The 20,409-nt window shown below is 58.0% G+C and carries 25 protein-coding genes (1 of these 25 running past the window's edge); 16 read left to right on the top strand and 9 right to left on the bottom strand.

The features are described from left to right. On the bottom strand, window positions 1–1,173 hold the 5' portion of the coding sequence (locus AC3IUE_RS00565) for a CaiB/BaiF CoA transferase family protein (protein WP_489264935.1). Its footprint begins 48 nt before the window's first position; the window shows 1,173 of its 1,221 coding nt (coding positions 1–1,173); the start codon lies at window positions 1,171–1,173; its stop codon lies off the left edge, out of view. Between the two features lie 13 nt (window positions 1,174–1,186). Beyond that, window positions 1,187–2,368 (bottom strand): acyl-CoA dehydrogenase, encoded by a 1,182-nt coding sequence (locus tag AC3IUE_RS00560; protein ID WP_056738363.1) that lies wholly within the window; start codon window positions 2,366–2,368, stop codon window positions 1,187–1,189. A 157-nt stretch (window positions 2,369–2,525) separates the two neighbouring features. Here AC3IUE_RS00560 and AC3IUE_RS00555 point away from each other — a divergent pair, with 157 nt between their 5' ends. The 11 genes from AC3IUE_RS00555 to AC3IUE_RS00505 all read left to right on the top strand — a co-directional run bounded on the left by AC3IUE_RS00555 (window position 2,526) and on the right by AC3IUE_RS00505 (window position 12,628). Next, the gene (locus AC3IUE_RS00555) at window positions 2,526–3,425 is read left to right on the top strand and encodes a LysR family transcriptional regulator (protein ID WP_462000377.1); all 900 of its coding nucleotides are present in this window, start codon (window positions 2,526–2,528) and stop codon (window positions 3,423–3,425) included. Window positions 3,426–3,861: 436 nt separating this feature from the next. Next, on the top strand, window positions 3,862–4,983 hold the full coding sequence (locus AC3IUE_RS00550; protein WP_415758449.1) for a Re/Si-specific NAD(P)(+) transhydrogenase subunit alpha: 1,122 nt from the start codon (window positions 3,862–3,864) through the stop codon (window positions 4,981–4,983). A 15-nt stretch (window positions 4,984–4,998) separates the two neighbouring features. Next, window positions 4,999–5,322, top strand: a complete 324-nt coding sequence (locus AC3IUE_RS00545) for an NAD(P) transhydrogenase subunit alpha part 2 (RefSeq protein ID WP_003187010.1) — start codon at window positions 4,999–5,001, stop codon at window positions 5,320–5,322. Continuing rightward, window positions 5,322–6,758: an NAD(P)(+) transhydrogenase (Re/Si-specific) subunit beta gene (locus AC3IUE_RS00540; RefSeq protein ID WP_489264931.1), complete on the top strand. Its 1,437-nt coding sequence runs from the start codon at window positions 5,322–5,324 to the stop codon at window positions 6,756–6,758. Before AC3IUE_RS00545 ends, AC3IUE_RS00540 begins: the two co-directional genes overlap by 1 nt. A 180-nt stretch (window positions 6,759–6,938) precedes the next feature. Further along, window positions 6,939–8,432, top strand: coding sequence for a succinyl-CoA:acetate CoA-transferase ScpC (gene scpC / locus AC3IUE_RS00535; protein WP_462000375.1), 1,494 nt, complete (start codon window positions 6,939–6,941; stop codon window positions 8,430–8,432). A 319-nt stretch (window positions 8,433–8,751) separates the two neighbouring features. Further along, window positions 8,752–8,967: a DUF1127 domain-containing protein gene (locus AC3IUE_RS00530; RefSeq protein ID WP_008154465.1), complete on the top strand. Its 216-nt coding sequence runs from the start codon at window positions 8,752–8,754 to the stop codon at window positions 8,965–8,967. A 258-nt stretch (window positions 8,968–9,225) separates the two neighbouring features. Next, window positions 9,226–9,435 (top strand): DUF1127 domain-containing protein, encoded by a 210-nt coding sequence (locus AC3IUE_RS00525; RefSeq protein ID WP_046044837.1) that lies wholly within the window; start codon window positions 9,226–9,228, stop codon window positions 9,433–9,435. 144 nt (window positions 9,436–9,579) lie between these two features. Continuing rightward, entirely contained in the window at window positions 9,580–9,897 is a 318-nt protein-coding gene (locus AC3IUE_RS00520) for a DUF2388 domain-containing protein (protein WP_056738372.1), read from the top strand. 107 nt (window positions 9,898–10,004) lie between these two features. Further along, window positions 10,005–10,322 (top strand): DUF2388 domain-containing protein, encoded by a 318-nt coding sequence (locus tag AC3IUE_RS00515; protein WP_462000374.1) that lies wholly within the window; start codon window positions 10,005–10,007, stop codon window positions 10,320–10,322. A 27-nt stretch (window positions 10,323–10,349) separates the two neighbouring features. After that, on the top strand, window positions 10,350–10,670 hold the full coding sequence (locus AC3IUE_RS00510) for a DUF2388 domain-containing protein (RefSeq protein WP_046044839.1): 321 nt from the start codon (window positions 10,350–10,352) through the stop codon (window positions 10,668–10,670). After that, window positions 10,667–12,628: a DUF7844 domain-containing protein gene (locus AC3IUE_RS00505; protein ID WP_489264927.1), complete on the top strand. Its 1,962-nt coding sequence runs from the start codon at window positions 10,667–10,669 to the stop codon at window positions 12,626–12,628. Before AC3IUE_RS00510 ends, AC3IUE_RS00505 begins: the two co-directional genes overlap by 4 nt. Window positions 12,629–12,678: 50 nt before the next feature. Here the strand turns inward: AC3IUE_RS00505 and AC3IUE_RS00500 are convergent, their stop codons facing one another. The 3 genes from AC3IUE_RS00500 to trpB all read right to left on the bottom strand — a co-directional run bounded on the left by AC3IUE_RS00500 (window position 12,679) and on the right by trpB (window position 15,288). Continuing rightward, the gene (locus tag AC3IUE_RS00500; protein ID WP_489264925.1) at window positions 12,679–13,134 is read right to left on the bottom strand and encodes an anti-virulence regulator CigR family protein; all 456 of its coding nucleotides are present in this window, start codon (window positions 13,132–13,134) and stop codon (window positions 12,679–12,681) included. Between the two features lie 121 nt (window positions 13,135–13,255). Then, window positions 13,256–14,068 carry a tryptophan synthase subunit alpha gene (gene trpA, locus AC3IUE_RS00495; RefSeq protein WP_046044842.1) on the bottom strand — a complete coding sequence of 271 codons (813 nt, stop codon included), beginning with the start codon at window positions 14,066–14,068 and terminating at the stop codon, window positions 13,256–13,258. Beyond that, on the bottom strand, window positions 14,068–15,288 hold the full coding sequence (gene trpB, locus AC3IUE_RS00490) for a tryptophan synthase subunit beta (RefSeq protein WP_008152527.1): 1,221 nt from the start codon (window positions 15,286–15,288) through the stop codon (window positions 14,068–14,070). Before trpB ends, trpA begins: the two co-directional genes overlap by 1 nt. Before the next feature lie 125 nt (window positions 15,289–15,413). On the opposite strand from trpB, the gene AC3IUE_RS00485 reads away from it, so the two are divergent. Beyond that, a complete protein-coding gene (locus AC3IUE_RS00485; protein WP_489264923.1) occupies window positions 15,414–16,307 on the top strand; it encodes a LysR family transcriptional regulator in 894 nt (297 codons plus the stop codon). Here AC3IUE_RS00485 and AC3IUE_RS00480 read toward each other — a convergent pair. Further along, window positions 16,304–16,630, bottom strand: coding sequence for an ElaB/YgaM/YqjD family protein (locus AC3IUE_RS00480; protein ID WP_046044844.1), 327 nt, complete (start codon window positions 16,628–16,630; stop codon window positions 16,304–16,306). The genes AC3IUE_RS00485 and AC3IUE_RS00480 overlap by 4 nt on opposite strands. A gap of 155 nt (window positions 16,631–16,785) precedes the next feature. Here AC3IUE_RS00480 and AC3IUE_RS00475 point away from each other — a divergent pair, with 155 nt between their 5' ends. Then, on the top strand, window positions 16,786–17,001 hold the full coding sequence (locus AC3IUE_RS00475; protein WP_008027736.1) for a dodecin: 216 nt from the start codon (window positions 16,786–16,788) through the stop codon (window positions 16,999–17,001). 123 nt (window positions 17,002–17,124) lie between these two features. Continuing rightward, on the top strand, window positions 17,125–17,349 hold the full coding sequence (locus tag AC3IUE_RS00470) for a DUF1161 domain-containing protein (protein ID WP_489264920.1): 225 nt from the start codon (window positions 17,125–17,127) through the stop codon (window positions 17,347–17,349). A 65-nt stretch (window positions 17,350–17,414) separates the two neighbouring features. On the opposite strand, the gene AC3IUE_RS00465 is transcribed toward AC3IUE_RS00470, so the two are convergent. After that, entirely contained in the window at window positions 17,415–18,416 is a 1,002-nt protein-coding gene (locus AC3IUE_RS00465; RefSeq protein WP_046044846.1) for an LLM class flavin-dependent oxidoreductase, read from the bottom strand. Between the two features lie 243 nt (window positions 18,417–18,659). On the opposite strand from AC3IUE_RS00465, the gene AC3IUE_RS00460 reads away from it, so the two are divergent. Beyond that, window positions 18,660–19,091, top strand: coding sequence for an OsmC family protein (locus AC3IUE_RS00460; RefSeq protein WP_056738382.1), 432 nt, complete (start codon window positions 18,660–18,662; stop codon window positions 19,089–19,091). A 157-nt stretch (window positions 19,092–19,248) separates the two neighbouring features. Continuing rightward, window positions 19,249–19,482 carry a DUF1161 domain-containing protein gene (locus AC3IUE_RS00455; RefSeq protein WP_046044848.1) on the top strand — a complete coding sequence of 78 codons (234 nt, stop codon included), beginning with the start codon at window positions 19,249–19,251 and terminating at the stop codon, window positions 19,480–19,482. A gap of 6 nt (window positions 19,483–19,488) precedes the next feature. On the opposite strand, the gene AC3IUE_RS00450 is transcribed toward AC3IUE_RS00455, so the two are convergent. Both AC3IUE_RS00450 and AC3IUE_RS00445 read right to left on the bottom strand, forming a co-directional pair. After that, window positions 19,489–19,911 (bottom strand): PA0061/PA0062 family lipoprotein, encoded by a 423-nt coding sequence (locus AC3IUE_RS00450; protein ID WP_056738384.1) that lies wholly within the window; start codon window positions 19,909–19,911, stop codon window positions 19,489–19,491. A gap of 40 nt (window positions 19,912–19,951) precedes the next feature. Then, a complete protein-coding gene (locus tag AC3IUE_RS00445; RefSeq protein WP_046044850.1) occupies window positions 19,952–20,374 on the bottom strand; it encodes a PA0061/PA0062 family lipoprotein in 423 nt (140 codons plus the stop codon). Window positions 20,375–20,409: the final 35 nt, after the last annotated feature.

Raw genomic sequence — 20,409 nt, 5'->3', positions numbered from 1 at the left:
ACCCAACACCCGCTGCAGAACCTCCAACGTGTGCTCGCCCAATAAAGGGGGCGCATTGCGATACTCCACAGGTGTTTCGGACAGACGAATCGGACTCGCCACCTGCGGCACCATCCCGGCCAGCACATGGGGCAGCTCGATCGCCAACCCGCGCGCCTTAACCTGAGGATCCGCAAACATCTGAGCCAGATCATTGATCGGCCCGCACGGCACACCTGCTTGCTCCAGCTGCAGCACCCACTCAGCAGTCGTCTTGAACACCGTCGCCTGGCGGATAAGCGGAATCAACACCGCACGATTCGCCACCCGCAACTTGTTGGTCACAAAGCGTGGATCATCTGCCCACTGCGGCTGACCAGCCACCTCAGCAAACTTGCGGAACTGCCCGTCATTACCCACGGTGAGGATGAAGTCCCCATCCGCCGTAGGAAAGTCCTGATAAGGCACGATATTCGGATGAGCATTACCCAGGCGCTTCGGAGCATTGCCCGTAGTCAGGTAATTCATTGCCTGGTTAGCCAGACAAGCCACCTGAACATCCAACAGCGCCATATCAATATGCTGACCGCCACCGTCATGATCCCGATGCGCAAGCGCTGCAAGGATCGCCACGGTCGAATAGAGGCCGGTCAAGATGTCCGTCAGCGCCACGCCAACTTTCACCGGCCCGGCACCCTCATCCCCTTCGGGTCGCCCCGTCAGACTCATCAGACCGCCCAATCCCTGGATCATGAAGTCATAACCCGCGCGCTTGGCGTAAGGGCCAGTCTGGCCAAACCCGGTAATCGAGCAATAGATCAGATTCGGATTGATCGCCTTTAGAGACTCATAGTCCAAACCATATGCCGCCAGCCCACCGACCTTGAAGTTCTCGATCAGGATGTCCGACTTCGCCGCCAAATCGCGCACCAGCTTCTGCCCTTCAGGCCGGGTGAAGTCGATGGTGACCGATTGCTTATTGCGATTGGCCGACAAGTAATAGGCGGCCTCGCTAGTGTTCTCGCCATAAGCGTCTTTAAGGAAGGGAGGCCCCCAGGCGCGCGTGTCATCGCCATTACCCGGGCGCTCGACCTTGATCACATCGGCGCCAAGGTCAGCAAGGATCTGCCCGGCCCAGGGCCCGGCCAGCACCCGCGATAAATCCAGTACCCGTAGATGCGAAAGCGCGCCCATGGCCGTTCTCCTATTAATAGAACGCCTGGATGCCAGTCTGCGCACGACCGAGGATCAGTGCGTGGACGTCATGCGTACCTTCATAGGTATTCACCACTTCCAGGTTGACCAAGTGGCGAGCAACACCGAACTCATCGGAAATACCGTTACCACCCAGCATGTCGCGCGCCATCCGAGCAATGTCCAGGGACTTGCCGCAGGAGTTGCGCTTCATCATCGAAGTGATCTCGACCGCCGCAGTACCTTCATCTTTCATACGACCCAGACGCAGGCAGCCTTGCAGCGCCATGGTGATCTCGGTCTGCATGTCGGCCAGCTTCTTCTGGATCAGCTGAGTGGCGGCCAATGGGCGACCGAACTGCTTGCGATCCAGAGTGTACTGGCGAGCGGTATGCCAGCAGAACTCAGCAGCACCCAGCGCACCCCAGGAGATGCCATAGCGTGCGGAGTTGAGGCAGGTGAACGGACCTTTCAGACCGCGCACATCCGGGAAAATGTTTTCTTCAGGGACAAACACGTTGTCCATGACGATCTCGCCGGTGATGGATGCACGCAAGCCGACCTTGCCGTGAATCGCCGGAGCGCTCAGGCCTTTCCAGCCCTTCTCCAGAACGAAGCCACGAATGTCACCCGCATCGTCCTTGCCCCATACGACGAACACATCGGCGATCGGGCTGTTGGTGATCCACATCTTGCTGCCGGTCAGGCTGTAGCCGCCTTCCACTTTGCGTGCACGAGTAATCATCGCACCTGGGTCGGAGCCGTGGTCAGGTTCGGTCAGACCAAAGCAACCGATCCATTCACCCGAGGCCAGTTTCGGCAGGTATTTCTGTTTCTGGGCTTCGGTGCCGAATTCATTGATCGGCACCATGACCAGCGAGGACTGCACACTCATCATCGAGCGATAGCCGGAGTCGACGCGCTCGACTTCACGGGCGATCAGGCCGTAGCTGACGTAGTTCAGACCGCTTCCACCATACTGCTCAGGGATAGTCGCGCCCAACAGACCTATTTCGCCCATCTCGCGAAAGATCGCCGGGTCGGTCTTTTCATGGCGGAAAGCTTCGAGAACACGCGGCGCGAGCTTCTGCTGAGCGAATTGCTTAGCGGTGTCGCGGATCATGCGTTCTTCTTCGGTGAGCTGTTGATCCAGCAGCAGGGGATCGATCCAGTTGAAGCTAGCTTTACCGCCCATGAGTGTGTCCTCTCGAATCGGGTCAAATAACGTGGGCTGATCCTAGGCCGGGTTCGGCGTTACGGCAAACGAGGATTCTGCATACTGTTGTGCTAATTTCTCACTCCGAAACATCGCAAAATAGCTTTTATGCGATGTATTAGTGAGGTTGACGTACATGCGCAGGAAAATCCCCAGCACAACGGCCCTGATCAGCTTTGAAGCGGCCGCTCGCCACGAAAGTTTTACCAAGGCCGCTCAGGAGCTTTCGCTCACTCAAGGCGCCATTTGCCGACAGATCGCCAGCCTTGAGGAGTTCCTCAGCGTAGAACTGTTCCGACGCTCGCGGCGCGGAGTCAAGCTGACGGAGGCCGGTCTTTCCTACAGCCGCCGGGTTGCCACCCAACTCGATGCCGTTGAACGGGACACCTTGTCAGTGATGGGCCAGCAAGGTGCCAACGTGATCGAGCTGGCGGTAGTTCCAACCTTCGGCACTCAATGGCTGTTGCCACGACTCAAGGATTTCCAGCAAAAACACCCGGAAGTGACGGTCAACCTCACCAACCGAACGCGGCCCTTCCTGTTTGCCGATACCGACTTCGATGCCGCGATCTATTTTGGCGACGCGGACTGGTCGGGTACCGAATCCCACAGGCTGATGGGCGAAAATCCGATGCCGGTGTGCAGCCCCAATCTCATGGGGAAAAAGACAACCCTGTCTCCCGGCGAAATCGCCGAATTGCCCCTGTTGCAGCAGACCACTCGCCCTTATGCCTGGCGCCAGTGGTTCAACTCTCAAAACCTAAATGTCCCGCGAGACATGACAGGGCCGCGCTACGAGCTATTCTCCATGCTTGCCCAAGCGGCCATGCACGATATGGGAATAGCGCTGATTCCGCCGTTCCTGATTCAACGCGAACTGGCCGAGAAGCGGCTGGTCATTGCCAACGCCCAAGCGTTATCAAGCATCAAGGCGTATTACTTGATGATTCCCGAGCGAAAGGTCGAATCGGCCTCTTTAAGGGCATTTCGCGATTGGCTGGTCAATCAGGCACAGAGCTACAGCCTAGAAGGATAAAGGCTTTGCGCTATTAGCTGACCACGTAGTCAACAATATCAAGGCACTACAGATATAAGTATTTGTCGCATATTCGAAGACTGTAACGACAAGCAGTACAAACGTCCCACAAGAGCCTGAAAACGTGGCCTTGAGCCTCTATTGCGGAGCAATAACGACTCATTCACCTGACCGATGCGTAAATTCTTCAATTTTTACAAGAATCCTTACAAGGCACGGCGTGCAAGGGATTGAACCGGTCAGTTGCGACATTCGGTCACGGGGTGACTTGTAGTTAATTTTCCGTCACCCGTCATAAACCCTTGAAGGGCACTAAGTTCGCCTGCAAAATGCCGCGCCCCGCCCTGATTTGGCGGGATCGTGCTGATCGGCCGCCCCCAGCCGCACCATCCGAAGTGCCTGGGTTTACTCAATAAGATCACGCAGGAGATTTGACGTGCACATTGGTGTTCCTCTCGAAACCCAGACCGGTGAAACACGGGTTGCTGCAACCCCGGAAACCATCAAGAAGCTGATCGGCCAGGGTCATAAGGTCACTGTGCAAAGCGGCGCCGGCATTAACGCCAGCGTTGTTGACAGTGCCTATGAAGCGGCAGGCGCAATTATTGGCAGCGCCAACGATGCGTTTGGTGCCGAGCTGATTCTCAAGGTGGTCGCCCCCAGCGACAGCGAACTGACGCTGATTAAAAGCGGCACCGTTGTGGTGGGCATGCTCAACCCGTTCAGCAATGAAACCATTGCCAAGCTGGCTGAGTGCGGCATTACCGCTTTCGCACTGGAGGCCGCGCCGCGCACCTCCCGCGCTCAGAGCCTGGATGTGCTGTCCTCTCAAGCCAACATCGCCGGGTATAAAGCCGTGTTGCTGGCCGCTCACCACTATCCACGCTTCATGCCGATGCTGATGACTGCTGCGGGTACCGTGAAAGCGGCGCGCGTGCTGATTCTCGGTGCTGGCGTGGCTGGTTTGCAGGCGATCGCTACGGCGAAACGTCTGGGTGCAGTGATCGAAGCGTCTGACGTACGTCCTGCGGTAAAAGAGCAGATCGAATCCCTCGGCGCCAAGTTCGTCGACGTGCCTTATGAGACCGATGAAGAGCGCGAATGCGCCGTTGGTGTCGGCGGTTACGCACGACCAATGCCCGCCAGCTGGATGCAACGTCAGGCCCTGGCCGTGCACGAACGCGCCAAGCAGGCTGACATCATCATCACCACCGCACTGATCCCGGGCCGCAAGGCACCGACGCTGTTGAGCGCGGAAACCGTGGCACAGATGAAGCCAGGCTCGGTGGTCATCGACCTCGCTGCAGCCCAGGGCGGTAACTGCCCGCTGACCGTGGCCGATCAGGTCGTCGTCGAGAATGGCGTGATCATTTGCGGCCCGACCAATCTGGCCGGCGCAGTCGCAGCAGACGCTTCGGCATTGTATGCGCGCAACCTGCTGGACTTCCTGAAGCTGGTCTTCAACAAAGAAGGCCAGTTCGAGATCAACCTCGAAGACGACATCGTCGCCGCGTGCCTGATGTGCCGCGACGGCCAAGTCATCCGCAAAAACGCCTAAGCAGGGATTCAGACGATGGAAGAGCTTATCTCCCCCGGTATCTACAACCTGATCATCTTCGTGCTGGCGATTTATGTCGGTTATCACGTGGTCTGGAACGTTACACCTGCACTGCACACGCCTTTGATGGCGGTGACCAACGCGATCTCGGCGATCGTGATCGTCGGTGCCATGCTGGCCGCGGCGTTGACCGTCACACCTCTGGGCAAAACCATGGGCACCCTGGCCGTAGCCCTGGCGGCGGTCAACGTGTTTGGTGGCTTCCTGGTTACCCGCAGGATGCTTGAGATGTTCAAGAAAAAAGCCCCGAAAGCAGTAAAAGAAGAGGCGCCTAAGTAATGAGCATGAATCTTGTAACGGCGCTCTACTTGATCGCGTCGATCTGTTTCATCCAGGCCCTGAAAGGCCTGTCGCACCCGACCACGTCGCGGCGCGGCAATGTGTACGGCATGCTCGGCATGGCATTGGCGATCCTCACCACCGTGGGCCTCGTCTATAAGCTGGGGGCTGAGCTCGCGACTGCCGGCATCGGCTACGTCATCGTAGGTCTGTTGGTCGGCGGTACCGCCGGGTCGATCATGGCCAAGCGCGTTGAAATGACAAAAATGCCGGAACTGGTCGCCTTCATGCACAGCATGATCGGTATGGCCGCGGTGTTCATTGCCATCGCTGCTGTCGTTGAACCGCAATCGCTGGGCATCGTCAAGCAACTGGGTGATGCGATTCCTGCTGGTAACCGTCTGGAGCTGTTCCTCGGCGCGGCCATCGGTGCAATCACCTTCTCCGGTTCGGTGATCGCGTTCGGCAAGCTGTCGGGCAAGTACAAGTTCCGCCTGTTCCAGGGCGCACCCGTACAGTTCGGCGGTCAGCACAAGCTGAACCTGCTGCTGGGCCTGGCCACGCTCGGCCTGGGCATCACCTTCATGATGACTGGCAACCTCGGTGCTTTCGCCCTCATGCTGGCCCTAGCCTTCGTGATGGGTGTGCTGATCATCATCCCGATCGGCGGCGCCGATATGCCGGTGGTGGTTTCGATGCTCAACAGCTACTCCGGTTGGGCAGCGGCAGGTATCGGCTTCTCGCTGAACAACTCGATGCTGATCATTGCCGGCTCCCTGGTGGGTTCATCCGGTGCGATCCTCTCGTACATCATGTGCAAGGCGATGAACCGTTCGTTCTTCAACGTATTGCTCGGCGGTTTCGGCAACACGGCAGAGGCAGCTGGCCCGGCAGGTTCGAAAGAGGCCCGTCCGGTGAAATCCGGTTCGGCTGACGATGCGACCTTCCTGCTGACCAACGCCGACACCGTGATCATCGTTCCGGGTTATGGCCTGGCGGTGGCACGCGCCCAACACTCACTGATGGAATTGGCGGAGAAGCTGACTCACCGGGGAGTCACCGTGAAGTTTGCGATCCACCCGGTGGCTGGTCGGATGCCAGGGCACATGAACGTCCTGCTGGCCGAGGCCGAAGTGCCATACGAGCAAGTGTTCGAGATGGATGACATTAACTCCGAGTTCGGTCAGACCGACGTGGTGCTGGTGCTCGGCGCCAACGACGTGGTCAACCCGGCCGCGAAGAACGATCCGAAATCGCCAATTGCCGGTATGCCGATTCTCGAGGCTTATAAAGCCAAGACCGTGATCGTCAACAAGCGCTCGATGGCCAGCGGCTATGCCGGTCTGGACAACGAGCTGTTCTACCTCGACAAAACCATGATGGTCTTCGGCGACGCCAAGAAAGTCATCGAAGACATGGTCAAAGCCGTCGAGTAAAACCTGCTCCAGCGCAATACCCAAAACCTCAGCCTTTAGTAGGCTGGGGTTTTTTATTGCCCGCTAAAAACCGACCAAAGGCTCTAAATCAGGGCTCTGCATTCGACCATGGTAGCGGGAGGAATTTTTTTGAAATCACTAAACTGCACACCTTGCTTTCGTTGCCCGAGATAACAATCCATGTACCGTGATCGTATTCGCTTGCCTTCGTTGTTGGATAAGGTGATGAGCGCCGCTGACGCTGCCGCTCTGATTGAGGACGGCATGACCGTCGGCATGAGTGGTTTCACTCGCGCCGGCGAAGCCAAGGCCGTGCCCCACGCATTGGCCGAACGCGCCAAAATCACCCCGCTGAAAATCACGCTGATGACCGGCGCCAGCCTGGGCAACGACCTCGATAAACAGCTCACCGAAGCCGGCGTATTGTCACGACGCATGCCCTTCCAGGTCGACAGCACCCTGCGCAAAGCCATTAACGCCGGCGAAGTGATGTTCATTGACCAGCATCTGTCGGAAACCGTGGAGTCGCTGCGCAATCAGCAACTCAAGCTGCCGGACATCGCGGTGATTGAGGCCGTAGCGATCACCGAGCAGGGCCATATCGTGCCAACCACGTCGGTGGGTAACTCGGCCAGCTTCGCGATTTTCGCCAAACAGGTGATCGTCGAGATCAACCTGGCGCACAACCCGAATCTCGAAGGCCTGCACGACATCTATATCCCGACCTATCGGCCGACCCGCACGCCGATCCCGCTGGTAAAGGTCGACGATCGCATTGGCAGCACTGCCATCCCGATCCCACCGGAAAAGATCGTCGCAATCGTGATCACCAATCAGTCCGACTCACCGTCCACCGTACTGCCGCCGGACGTTGATACCCAGGCCATTGCCGACCACCTGATCGACTTCTTCAAGCAGGAAGTGGCTGCCGGGCGCATGACCAACAAGCTCGGCCCGCTGCAAGCCGGGATTGGCAACATCGCCAACTCGGTGATGTGCGGCCTGATCGACTCGCCGTTTGAAGACCTGACGATGTATTCCGAAGTGCTTCAGGACTCGACCTTCGACCTGATCGATGCCGGCAAGCTGAGCTTTGCTTCGGGCAGTTCGATCACCTTGTCGAGCCGTCGCAATACCGATGTTTTCGGCAACCTTGAGCGCTACAAGGACAAACTGGTCCTGCGCCCGCAAGAAATCTCCAACCACCCGGAAGTGGTGCGCCGGCTCGGCATCATCGGCATCAACACGGCGCTTGAGTTCGACTTGTACGGCAACGTCAACTCCACCCACATCTGCGGCACGCGGATGATGAACGGCATCGGCGGCTCGGGCGACTTTGCGCGCAATGCGCATTTGGCGATCTTCGTAACCAAATCGATCGCCAAGGGCGGCGCGATCTCCAGCGTGGTGCCGATGGTCAGCCACGTTGATCACACTGAGCATGACGTCGACATCCTTGTCACCGAGATCGGTCTGGCGGACTTGCGGGGCCTGGCGCCGCGAGAGCGTGCTCGGGTCATCATCGATAACTGCGTGCACCCGGACTATCGCCAAGCCCTGGATGACTACTTCACAGCCGCGTGCGCACTCGGCGGGCACACGCCTCATATCCTGCGCGATGCCCTGAGCTGGCACATCAACCTGGAAGAAACCGGGCGAATGCTCACGGTGTAATTGGTACAGATAGCAGCTGACGCAAACACAGTTTCGTCAGCTTGCTGTTGCCAGACCAAATCCTGAATAAAACTGTACTGCTGTACTGGTCTTTTCCTACCGTAATTGCCTACCTTTCCAAGCCAATCAAGCAAAAACGCACTATATCAGTGCGGACAAGTACAGTTGCCTCAATTTAGACCAGTACACCACCCTTTAACAGTTAACTGGTCCCTCACAATACAGGTGAACTGTATCTAGAGAGACTGGCCAAACGAGAGGATCATTGGCATCAGTTAAACCACTACCTAATCCCGCCATAAGCGGAAGGATGTCAACCATGGAACGTACACTCAGTTCCGAGCTGTTTTTCGAAGACAACGCTGTAAAAACCCAGGCTTCCACGCCTCTTCGCGTTCTCGCCAACCTGATGCTGTGGCAGCGCCGCATCTCCAGCCGCCATCAACTGGCTCGTCTGGATTCGCGTCTGCTGGCTGACGCAGGGATTAGCGAAGCACAACGCTACGAAGAGCTGAGCAAGCCGTTCTGGCGCTAAGTTAGCGTCGCTGGCTCTGACCCACCGGGTCCACCGCCAGCACTCCAAATTGAAAAAACAAAGCCCGTCGTGGGAAACCACGACGGGCTTTGTCGTTTTGGACCCTCAACATGGGTCATACAGTAGAGCTATCGCTTAACATGTACAGTTTTACTATTTGCACAACTGAACCAGTACAATTTCAGTGCAGTGTGTCTGTTGCGGAAGAGAGGACGGGATCACCATGAAATCCCGAACTGCCAGCAAAAGGACCGCGCCATGAATCACTTACTGGATGTTTCCGCTTCCACACCTCAATCAACGCCTCGCTCCCACTGGGTTCGTAGATTGCTGAGGGGTCTCGCCAACAACCTGGAAAGGGCTCGAACCCGGCGTTTATTGGGCCAACTCAATGACCGGCAGCTCTCAGACCTGAACATCAGCCACGCGGATCGTCTCAACGAATTGGACAAACCGTTCTGGCGCTAGCTTCCTACTTGAACAGACGGGACTGTGCGAACCGATACTCATAGGCCTAATATCCAGATTGAAAGTGGCGAACGCCGCATGATTGGCGTCTGATTCAACAGACACTGCGCCACCTCTCAATCGGTTTTCCAAAGGAGTTTCACCATGTCCCGTCTTCGTCTGCTCAGCGCTGCAGCCCTGCTTGCCGTGGCTGCCAATTCCCACGCCACCAGCTTTATCGTGACCACCGATACCGTCGTCAATGCGCTCAAGGCCACGTCCGATGCGACCTCCGATGTCACTTCTTCCTTTCGCGATGACAAAATCGTGCGCGCCGCCCGTGACGACGCCGCCAGCTTCGTGGCCAGCGAAGGCGCCATTCGTGGCGTGAAACTGGAAAGCGCACTCGACCATATTCGCCACCAGGCACCTCAATTGAGCGCGACCGATGCACAACTGGCGCAAGCCATACTGACGATCTAAGCGACATCACTGACGTGGGACACGCCCGCCGTGTCCCAATGTTTCCGCGCTGGCTCTAGACCGGGCGTTGCGCTAGCCTTGCGACTCGCCTTCAGCTTTCGAGTCTCATGCGTTTCCTTTCAAATCTGTTAATCACTCCGGTTTTCGCCATTGCCTGCTGGGTGGGTTCGGCCCATGCCTTTGACGCCTTCAACCTGTCTACACAAGGCATCGTGGCTACCGGCTACGCCACAAGCATGGTGACCTCCGCCCCCTTCGACCGTAAGCTGCTAGTCGCGGCACAGGATGACGCTGCGGCGTTCATCGCCAGTGACGGCCAACTGCGAGGAGCACAACTGGAGTCCGCCCTTATTTATCTGCGCCGGACCCAGCCAAAACTTCATGTCAGCGACCTTGAACTGGCGCAGGCAATTCTCGTCCAATAGTTATCCTTGTTCTTACGGAGTCGTTCCATGCGTAGCCCCCTGATTGTTGCCGCCCTTGGCCTGCTGTTATTGGCCGATGTGACTCAGGCGCACACCCTGGTTGCCACCAGTAACATCCTCATCAACGCCACCCGGCGCACCCTTGATTTCACTTCCGATACCACGACGTCCATCCGTGACTCGAAGATCGTTCGTGAAGCCCACGACGATGCGGCCAGTTTCGTCGCCAGCGATGGCGAAATTCGTGGCGCGCACCTGGAAGCGGCCTTCAACACGCTGCGCACCCGCGTACCGGAAGCCCGCGACGCCAGTGATCAGGTTCTCGCCGAAGCCATCCTCGCACTGTGAGGTCGCCAGGCGCCTGGCTGTTGGCCGGGGTCATGTTGCTGCTCGGCAACACGGCCCAGGCTGACTTGCAATTAAGGCTTAAAACCGAAGGCCTCAGCCCCGCTCAACAACAGGCCAGCCAAGCGTTGCTCGATGAAGCCATGCAGGCGCTGCCGCCGCGGTTCATCGAGCAGCTCGACCGACGCATCGACGTTGGCTGGACCGCTGACATGCCGAGCAACGCTTACGGCCAGGCGTCGCTGGTGTCCGAGCTCGATCTCAACCGCAACCTGCTAGCCAGCCTCACTGATGGCAGCGCCGCGACCAAAAAGACTTATCGTCCCCATGGCACCGTGCGCCGCGAAATGCTTGCCACGGTGTTGCACGAACTCACCCACATCTATGATCGCTCGCGCCTGTGGCCAGACGCGGAGCGCACGCTGATTCAGCGTTGCACCCGGCGCAACAGCAGCTCAGGGCTGATTGGCATTCCCGATCAATGCCGCGGCCAGTCCGACCGACGCTTTACGCTCAGCGACGACCCGCATCTGCTCGACCTTGCCGGCTGGCCACAGTATGTCGGCCGTCGTGGCGAGCGCGAACAGCACAACCGGCAAATTGCCCGCAGCCCCGACATTTACGAGACGAGCAGCCCCAAGGAGTTCGTCGCGGTCAACATGGAGTATTTCCTTCTCGACCCGGCCTACGCCTGTCGCCGTCCTGCGCTGTACCGCTACTACAAAGAACATTTCGGTTGGTCGCCCGCCGCTAAAGACACCTGCGGCAAATCCTTCTCCTTCCTCAATGCCGGCAATGATTTCGCCAAAACGCCACTGGGCCAGGTTGATCCGGAACGGGTCTACGCCGTCGACTATTTGCTGGCAGAAGCCAACCAGAACTGGGTCAGCCGCTGGGGTCACAGCATGTTGCGGTTGGTGATCTGTGCACCCGGCCGCCCCCGTGGGCCGGATTGTCGGCTGGATCTGGATCAGCATCTGGTGCTGTCCTACCGCGCCTTCGTCGGTGACGTGCAGCTGTCGAGTTGGGACGGATTGGTGGGCAAATACCCGTCGCGCCTGTTTGTCCTGCCGCTGGCGCAGGTGATCGACGAATACACCAAGACCGAACTGCGCAGCCTGGCCTCGGTGCCGCTGAACCTGTCGCGCAACGAGATCGAAGACGTGGTGGAACACGCCGCCGAAATGCACTGGAGTTACGACGGCAACTACTTCTTCCTGTCCAACAACTGCGCTGTAGAGGGCCTGAAGCTACTACGTAGCAGCACCAACAATACAAAACTGGTCGGGTTGGACAGCATCATGCCCAACGGTTTGCTGGAAGTGCTCAAGGGTCGCGGACTGGCGGACACCAGCGTGCTGGATGATCCCCGCGAAGCGCTGCGCCTGGGCTACCGATTCGACTCCTTCCGCGATCGTTATCAAGCGATGTTCGAAGTGCTGAAGAAGCACTTGCCGATCAAGCAGGAAAAGGTTGAAGACTGGCTTGCATTGAAAGCTGAAGAGCGCCGGCAATGGATCGACCAAGCCGATTTGCGCACCAGCGCAGCCTTGCTGTTATTGGAGCAGGCAGCCTTCCGCCAACAATTGGTGCTGGCCCAGGACGAAGTAAAGCAGCGCTATCTGGGCGCTCGGGAATTGAAGAACGGCGGCATGGACAAGGCCAACGCAACTTTGCAGCAAATCCTTGCCAACAGCGGCTTCCTCAGCCGCCCGGCGGAGTTGCTTGGCACCGGTGGTTATGGATTGCCGCAGCCGAGTGAGTGGCAGCGTCTGGAATCGGAAAGCAGCCTGCGGCAGAAACAACTTCAGGCGCTGACAGGCGATCTGGACAAGGAAGTGAGAGCGCTGCTCGAACCGAGCCGTGCAGCCGAAATGGCCGCCAATGAAGCCAACCTGAAGCAAGTTGGCGAGCATCTGAGGAAGTTGCACAAGGCTGCGGGCGGCTTGGAGTTGCCGTAAACAACAGGCTTCGCGGCTAATCCGCGAAGCCTTCAACACCTACCTGCTATTCAAAGCACCCCTTCGAGAATTTCATAAACGATCCCGGTTCCTATGGCGATCAGCACAATGTCGCCACCCGCACGGCGCCATTCGTACCCTGGGTAATATGGCAGCCGGCCCAAGGCACGGTTATCCAGGCGTTCGCCGTAATAGCCGTGAGGCAGCGGTCGGCCACGCACCAGATGAATACCTGGAGGTGGCGGAGCACCGCGTACGAAATAGCCATGGTTATCGTGGATAGTCTGGCGCACCGGGCCGAAGTCCCGTGGCGGAGGGCCGCCGCGATGATTGTCCTGCGGGCCACGGTGATCGTCGCCATGATTGTCACCGCGGTTATCGTAATGGCCTTGCTGCGGGCCGCCGCGGTCGTGATCGTCGCGCTGATCAGCACTCGCATTCAGCAACGGGGTGGCACTGAGCATCAGCACACCCAGGCTGGCAATCAGACGTTTCGGCATTTTCATCGGGTCTTTCCTCACTGCACATACAGCAAAAAGGGCTTCAGAACGTAGTCCTGAAGCCCTCGGTCTTGCTGTTTAGTCTGTGCCGCGAGGCTCTAATTCCTCTGTATCAGGAACTTTACCTTCAGCTGACGCGGGCTTTACGCACGCCTTCGGCCAACGCCGAGCAAAGGCTCAACACGCCATCAACTGCCTGATCCGGTGTTGACGCATTGGCGATGTGATCGATCAACGCCGAACCCACCACCACACCATCAGCCAGACGCGCAATGGACGCCGCTTGCTCCGGTGTACGAATACCGAAACCGATGCTGATCGGCAGATCGGTATGGCGACGCAGACGCGCAACCGCTTCTTCAACATGCTCCAGCGTCGCAGCGCCCGCACCGGTCACACCGGCGACAGACACGTAATAGACGAAACCTGAGCTGCCGTTCAGGACAGTCGGCAGGCGCACATCATCGGTCGTCGGGGTGGTCAGACGGATGAAGTCCAGACCGGCAGCCTGGGCCGGATCGCACAGTTCGCCGTTATGCTCCGGCGGCAAGTCGACCACGATCAGACCGTCAACGCCGGCCTCTTTGGCGTCGGCAATGAAACGCGGCACGCCATACATGTGAATCGGGTTGAAGTAACCCATCAGCACCAGCGGCGTCTCGGTATTGCCTTCACGGAACTCGCGAACCATTTGCAGGGTTTTCGCCAGGTTCTGCTTGGCGCCGAGGGCGCGGATATTGGCCAACTGGATTGCCGGGCCATCGGCCATTGGATCGGTGAAGGGCATACCCAACTCGATCACGTCGGCACCAGCGCCTGGCAAGCCTTTGAGGATCGCCAGCGAGGTGTCATAGCTCGGGTCGCCAGCGGTCACGAAGGTCACCAGGGCGGCACGATTCTGTTCCTTGAGTTCGGCAAAACGCGTTTGCAGGCGGCTCATCAGTGTTTCTCCTGCTTGGATTGTTCCATGTGGTGCATCACGGTCTGCATGTCTTTGTCCCCGCGGCCGGACAGGTTGACCACCATCAGGTGATCTTTCGGCAGGGTCGGTGCGCGCTTGAACACTTCGGCCAGGGCATGGGCGCTTTCCAGTGCAGGAATAATCCCTTCCAGACGGCAGCATTTGTGGAACGCGTCGAGGGCTTCGTCGTCGGTTACCGAGGTGTATTGGACGCGGCCGATGTCATGCAACCATGCGTGTTCCGGGCCGATGCCTGGATAGTCGAGGCCGGCAGAGATCGAGTGAGCGTCGATGATCTGGCCATCGTCGTCCTGCAGCAGGAAGGTACGGTTGCCGTGCAGCACACCCGGTACGCCACCGTTCAGGCTGGCTGCGTGCTTGCCGGTTTCGATGCCGTAGCCGGCAGCTTCAACGCCGATGATCTCGACGCTTTTGTCGTCGAGGAACGGGTGAAACAGGCCCATGGCGTTGGAGCCGCCACCGATGCACGCCACCAGGCTGTCCGGCAGACGACCTTCCTGGTCTTGCAGTTGAGTACGGGTTTCTTTGCCGATAACGGCCTGGAAGTCGCGAACCATCGCAGGATAAGGGTGCGGACCGGCCACCGTGCCGATCAGGTAGAAGGTGCTGTCGACGTTGGTCACCCAGTCACGCAGGGCTTCGTTCATCGCGTCTTTCAGGGTGCCAGTACCGGCCACGACCGGGATCACTTCGGCGCCCAGCAGCTTCATGCGAAATACGTTGGCCTGCTGACGTTCGATGTCAGTGGTGCCCATGTAGATCACGCAATCGAGGCCAAAACGTGCAGCCACGGTGGCGGTCGCCACGCCGTGCATGCCAGCGCCGGTCTCGGCGATGATGCGTTTCTTGCCCATGCGCCGCGCCAGCAGGATCTGGCCGATGCAGTTGTTGATCTTGTGCGCGCCGGTGTGGTTCAGCTCTTCGCGCTTGAGGTAAATCTTCGCGCCGCCGCAGAACTCTGTCAGACGTTCGGCAAAGTACAGTGGGCTTGGACGACCCACGTAGTCGCGCTGGAAGTAGGCCAATTCTTCTTTGAATGCAGGATCATCCTTGGCCAATTCGTATTCACGGGCCAGATCGAGGATCAACGGCATCAGGGTTTCGGCGACGTAACGGCCGCCGAACGCGCCAAACAGGCCGTTGGCATCGGGGCCGTTGCGCAGATTAGTCTGGGTCATGGGTCGCTCCAGTTGAATGCGTGGGATGATGCTTTTGAAGAGAGAGTGGGCTAACTCTACCCCTGACGCCTTGAGCTGAAAACCGATAAGATCGCTGCATCCTGTCAGGAAAACTCACAGATACCATGAGCCATGACCTTCCTCCGCTGAACGCCCTTCGGGCCTTCGAAGCGACTGCCCGCCTGAATAGCGTCAGCAAGGCCGCCGAACAGCTGCACGTCACCCATGGTGCGGTCAGCCGGCAACTCAAGGTGCTTGAAGAACACCTGGGCGTGAGCCTGTTCATCAAGGATGGTCGCGGCCTTAAACTCACAGATGCGGGCATTCGTTTGCGCGATGCCAGCGGTGAGGCGTTCGAGCGTTTACGGACTGTTTGTGCAGAACTGACCCAAAGCACCGTCGATGCACCATTCGTACTGGGTTGCTCGGGCAGCTTGTTGGCACGCTGGTTTATTCCCAGGTTGGGACGGCTGAATACCGACCTGCCGGACCTGCGCCTGCACCTGTCGGCTGGCGAGGGGGATCTCGATCCACGCCGCCCGGGACTGGACGCCTTGCTGGTGTTTGCCGAGCCACCGTGGCCAGCGGACATGCAAGTCTATGAGTTGGCGAGCGAACGGATCGGCCCGGTCATGAGCCCGCGATTCGCCGGCTTCGAACGACTGCAAGACGCGCCGCCCGCAGCGCTGCTGAGCGAGCCATTGCTGCACACCACCTCACGCCCTCAGGCCTGGCCAAGCTGGGCACAGCAAAGCGACCTCGACGCCAAAGCGTTGAAGTACGGACAAGGTTTCGAGCATTTGTATTACTTGTTGGAGGCCGCAGTGGCCGGCCTGGGTGTGGCGATTGCGCCCGAGCCGCTGGTCGCTGAGGACTTGAAGGCCGGACGCCTGGTTGCGCCATGGGGCTTCAGTGAAACCCCGGCACAACTGGCGTTGTGGCTACCCAAGCGCGCCGCGGACGGGCGCGCTCGGCAACTGGCGCAGTGGCTCAAAAACGAGCTGCGCCAGACGGATTAATCACCGCGTTTGAACAGAAGATAAGCCGCGAGCAGCCCCAATGCACCGACAGCCACACCCGCTGTCGTCCAAGGGTGTTCCTGGGCGTAATCCCGCGTGGCAATCCCGGTTTCACGGGTTTTGACTTTGACGTCTTCGTACGCATCGCTGAGCAGATGGCGCGAATGCTTCAGCGCGTTCTCGGCGTTGCTTTTCAAGACTTTAAGGGTTTTACGCGACTCGTCCGAGGCGTCGTCCTTCAGGTTTTCCAAAGACTTCAGCAGACTCTCGATCTCGGCTTCCATGCTTTGCAATGAGGCTTTACGTAAAGAGGTGTTGGCCATGGTGGCTCTCCTGCATTGATTGAGTTGCGTGTGTTGGTTGGGACTTCAGGGGTTCGAGAAAGTGCAGTAAATCTGAACTTCCACTTCGGATTGGCCGACAGAAGTAATACGAAAAATCACTGCTAGGCTGTATTTCACACCCTGAGGAGAACGCCATGACTGACCATCACACCTACAAGAAAGTCGAACTCGTCGGTTCGTCCACCAGCAGCATCGAAGACGCCATCAACAACGCACTGGCCGAGGCCAGCAAAAGCCTCAAATATATGGAATGGTTTGAAGTGACCGAAACCCGCGGGCACATCAAGGACGGTAAGGCAGCGCACTTTCAGGTGACGCTCAAAGTCGGGTTCCGGATTGCCAGTAGCTGAGTTTGAGCTAATCTTCTGAGCCTGCGCGCTGGCCGAGCGCCATAGGGAATGGCAAAGCGCTACATATTTACATCCGGCTGATTGCTGGGTGACCCTATTGACCCGACCAGGGAATGCGACCCGATGAAGAATTTTATTTTAGCGGTAGGTTTGTTGATTTTTGCGGGAACAGCCCTTGCCCAGGGCAAGTCGTGCGAAGAGCTAAAAGCTGAAATCGCCGCGAAACTGGATGCCAAGGGCATTTCTAATTATTCACTGGAAATCGTCGATAAAGGCACTGCTGCCGGTGGGAAAGTCGTCGGCACCTGTGAAAAAGGCTCCAAGCAAATCGTCTACAAGCAGGGCTGACCTCCCTCGAAATTGAAAAAGCCGACGCAATGACGTCGGCTTTTTTGTGCCCCGCTATTTGAGCGTCAGCCCTTCATGACCTGGGCCAGCAGCTCATAGGAGTGCACGCGATCGGCATGTTCGTACAGGTCGCAGGTAAAAATCAGCTCGTCCGCCTGGGTCTGCTCGATCAGCACTTCCAGTTTGGCGCGGATTTTCTGCGGACTGCCAACCATTGCCAGGCCAAGGAAATCGCCGACCGCCTCTTTCTCATGAGGCAGCCACAGGCCGTCCATGGTTTTTACCGGAGGACGTTGCACCAGGCTCTGGCCACGCATCAACGCCAGGATGCGCTGATAGACCGAAGTCGCCAGATAATCGGCCTGCTCGTCGGTGTCGGCAGCCACCAAGGGCACACCGAGCATTACGTAAGGCTTATCCAATATTGCTGAAGGCTTGAAGTGATTGCGATAGACGCGAATGGCCTCATGCATGAAGCGCGGTGCGAAATGTGAAGCGAAGGCGTAGGGCAAACCGCGCTCACCCGCTAGTTGCGCACTGAACAAGCTGGAGCCCAGCAGCCAGACCGGGACGTTGGTGCCGGTGCCTGGCATTGCGATGATCCGCTGGTCCGGGGTGCGCGGTCCGAGGTAGCGCATCAGCTCCGCCACGTCTTCCGGGAAATCGTCGGCGCTGCCGGAGCGTTCACGACGCAAGGCGCGGGCAGTCATCTGGTCGGAACCGGGCGCACGGCCCAGGCCCAGGTCGATCCGGCCCGGGTACAGACTTTCGAGCGTGCCGAACTGCTCGGCGATCACCAGCGGCGCGTGGTTTGGCAGCATCACACCGCCCGAGCCAACACGAATGGTCGAGGTGCCGCCAGCCAGGTAGCCAAGCAGTACCGAAGTCGCCGAACTCGCAATGCCATCCATGTTGTGGTGTTCGGCAACCCAAAAGCGGTTGTAGCCGAATTTTTCGACGTGCTGAGCCAGGTCCAAGGAATTGCGCAGCGACTGGGCCGCGCTGCCGTTCTCCCGCACGGGCACCAGATCGAGGGTCGAGAACTTGATATCGGACAGTCGTTTCATAAGCCTGCTTCTCCAATTGAGGGCGCAGGTTTTTTCTTACAAACGAAAACCTGCCGAATCTATAAGCGTGATTCATGCAATGAGGGCATATACCCGAGTTTCAATAGCCAAGGCATAAATTCCTACGAAAACGGTAGGACTAATGAGATCAGGTGAACTTTGCACCACGGTCTATCCTCAGAACCCTAGCAACCGAAAACCACAAAGGCGCGACGCTTCGTGCCGGATCTTGAGGAGGCAGACATGGCTATTACGAAGAAAGCATCGGCTCATTGGGCAGGTGATCTGAAAACCGGCATCGGCTCGATTTCCACGGAAACCGGTGTCCTCAGAGAAGCGCCCTACGGCTTCAAGGCCCGTTTCGAGGGCGGCAAGGGCACCAATCCGGAAGAGTTGATCGGTGCAGCGCACGCGGGCTGCTTCTCCATGGCGTTTTCGATGATTCTCGGCGATGCCGGTCTCAAGGCTGACAGCATTGATACCAATGCCGAAGTCACCCTGGACCAGGTGGACGGCGGATTCGCGATCACGGCAGTGAAATTGATCCTCAAAGCGAAGATTCCCGGGGCAACTCAGGCTCAATTTGAGGAATTGAGCAATAAAGCCAAAGAAGGCTGCCCGGTTTCCAAAGTGTTGAATGCGAAAATCAGCCTGGATGCAACATTGGTCAGCTGATAGAGGGTTGTCGCGCTCCCCGATAAAAGATCGCAGCCTCGGCAGGCTGCGTTCTTTTTTTGCGCTGAAACAAAACCTGGCTGGCGAGATTGTGGTCGAATAAATGACAGCAGCTAAAACGCATCATCGTGCGCGCTGCCTCAAAGGAGCTTCAACCATGAAACGTTTTGCCTTGGCGGTTATCTGTTGCGCGCTGGCCACATCGGCCCTGGCGGCAGCGAAATCCTGTGAAGAACTCAAGGCCGAGATTGAAGCCAAGATCCAGGCCAATAACGTCTCGTCCTACACGCTGGAAATCGTCACCAACGACGAAGTACACGATCAGAATATGGTCGTTGGCTCGTGCGAAGGCGGCACGAAGAAAATCATCTACCAGAAGAACGACCGCTGATTCACCTCACATGAGGCAATAGGACTCTCGGTCTTCAGCGACGATTTCACGCTTGGCGTTGTACAGCCGGGCACCGGGAGTAAACGCTATCGACTGGCCTACCAGCACATAACGTTGGCCGGCTTCGAAATGATCATAGTTGATGGTCAGATAGCACAGCCGTTCCGAGGGACCGTCCATCACACCTAAGCCACCACCACCGGGCACTTCGAAGTCGAATCGAACGATCAGCTCATGGCTGCCGGGGGTGACCTGGAAAAAACGCCCGTCGCGCAACCGCTGCTTGTCCAGTCGTTCGGCCATCAGCAATTTATCGTTGGGGAATGGCGTAGAAAACTCGACCCAGGCCATCTGCGGATTAACCGCTGGCAACGGGCTCTGACAGCCAGCAACGATGCTTGCAGCAAGTAACAGCATTAACCTGCGCATGATGATTTTCTCAAGGACTAGACCTTAAGAATAACGCCGATCAGGTGCGTTGGCAGCCTGCCGGTACACCCTGGCCAATCACTTTTCGCTGTTGATCGTAGAGTTTTGCCCACGGCCGAAAGCCGATATTTCCTGCTTTGAGCTGATACCGCTCGCCGGCATTGAAGTCCTTGAATTTCACGTTCAACTGGCAATCACGCCATAGCGGCTCGGCGTCGGGGCCGATGTTGCTTGGCGCGACCGGGAATTGGTAACGAACCGTCAGCTCATGGCTACCCGGCTGGACCTCAAAATAGCGCTTGTCGGTAGCGGCCTTGTCATCGACTTCCAGCGCCTGCAGCGCGGTGTCTTCCTGCTTCGACTCCAGGTCGATCCACGCTTGAGCCGGATCATGGCGGGGTAATCCGAATCCAGCACAACCGGCCAGCAACAGCAGGCTTCCTGTCAGCATCAACGTGCGCATAGCGGAGCTCCAGTCAGGCGGGATAGTCTTGCGGG

The organism is Pseudomonas sp. GL_093 (assembly GCF_057837605.1).
The sequence above is the reverse complement of the archived record's forward strand: the minus strand, read 5'-3'. Positions and strand labels throughout refer to the sequence as shown.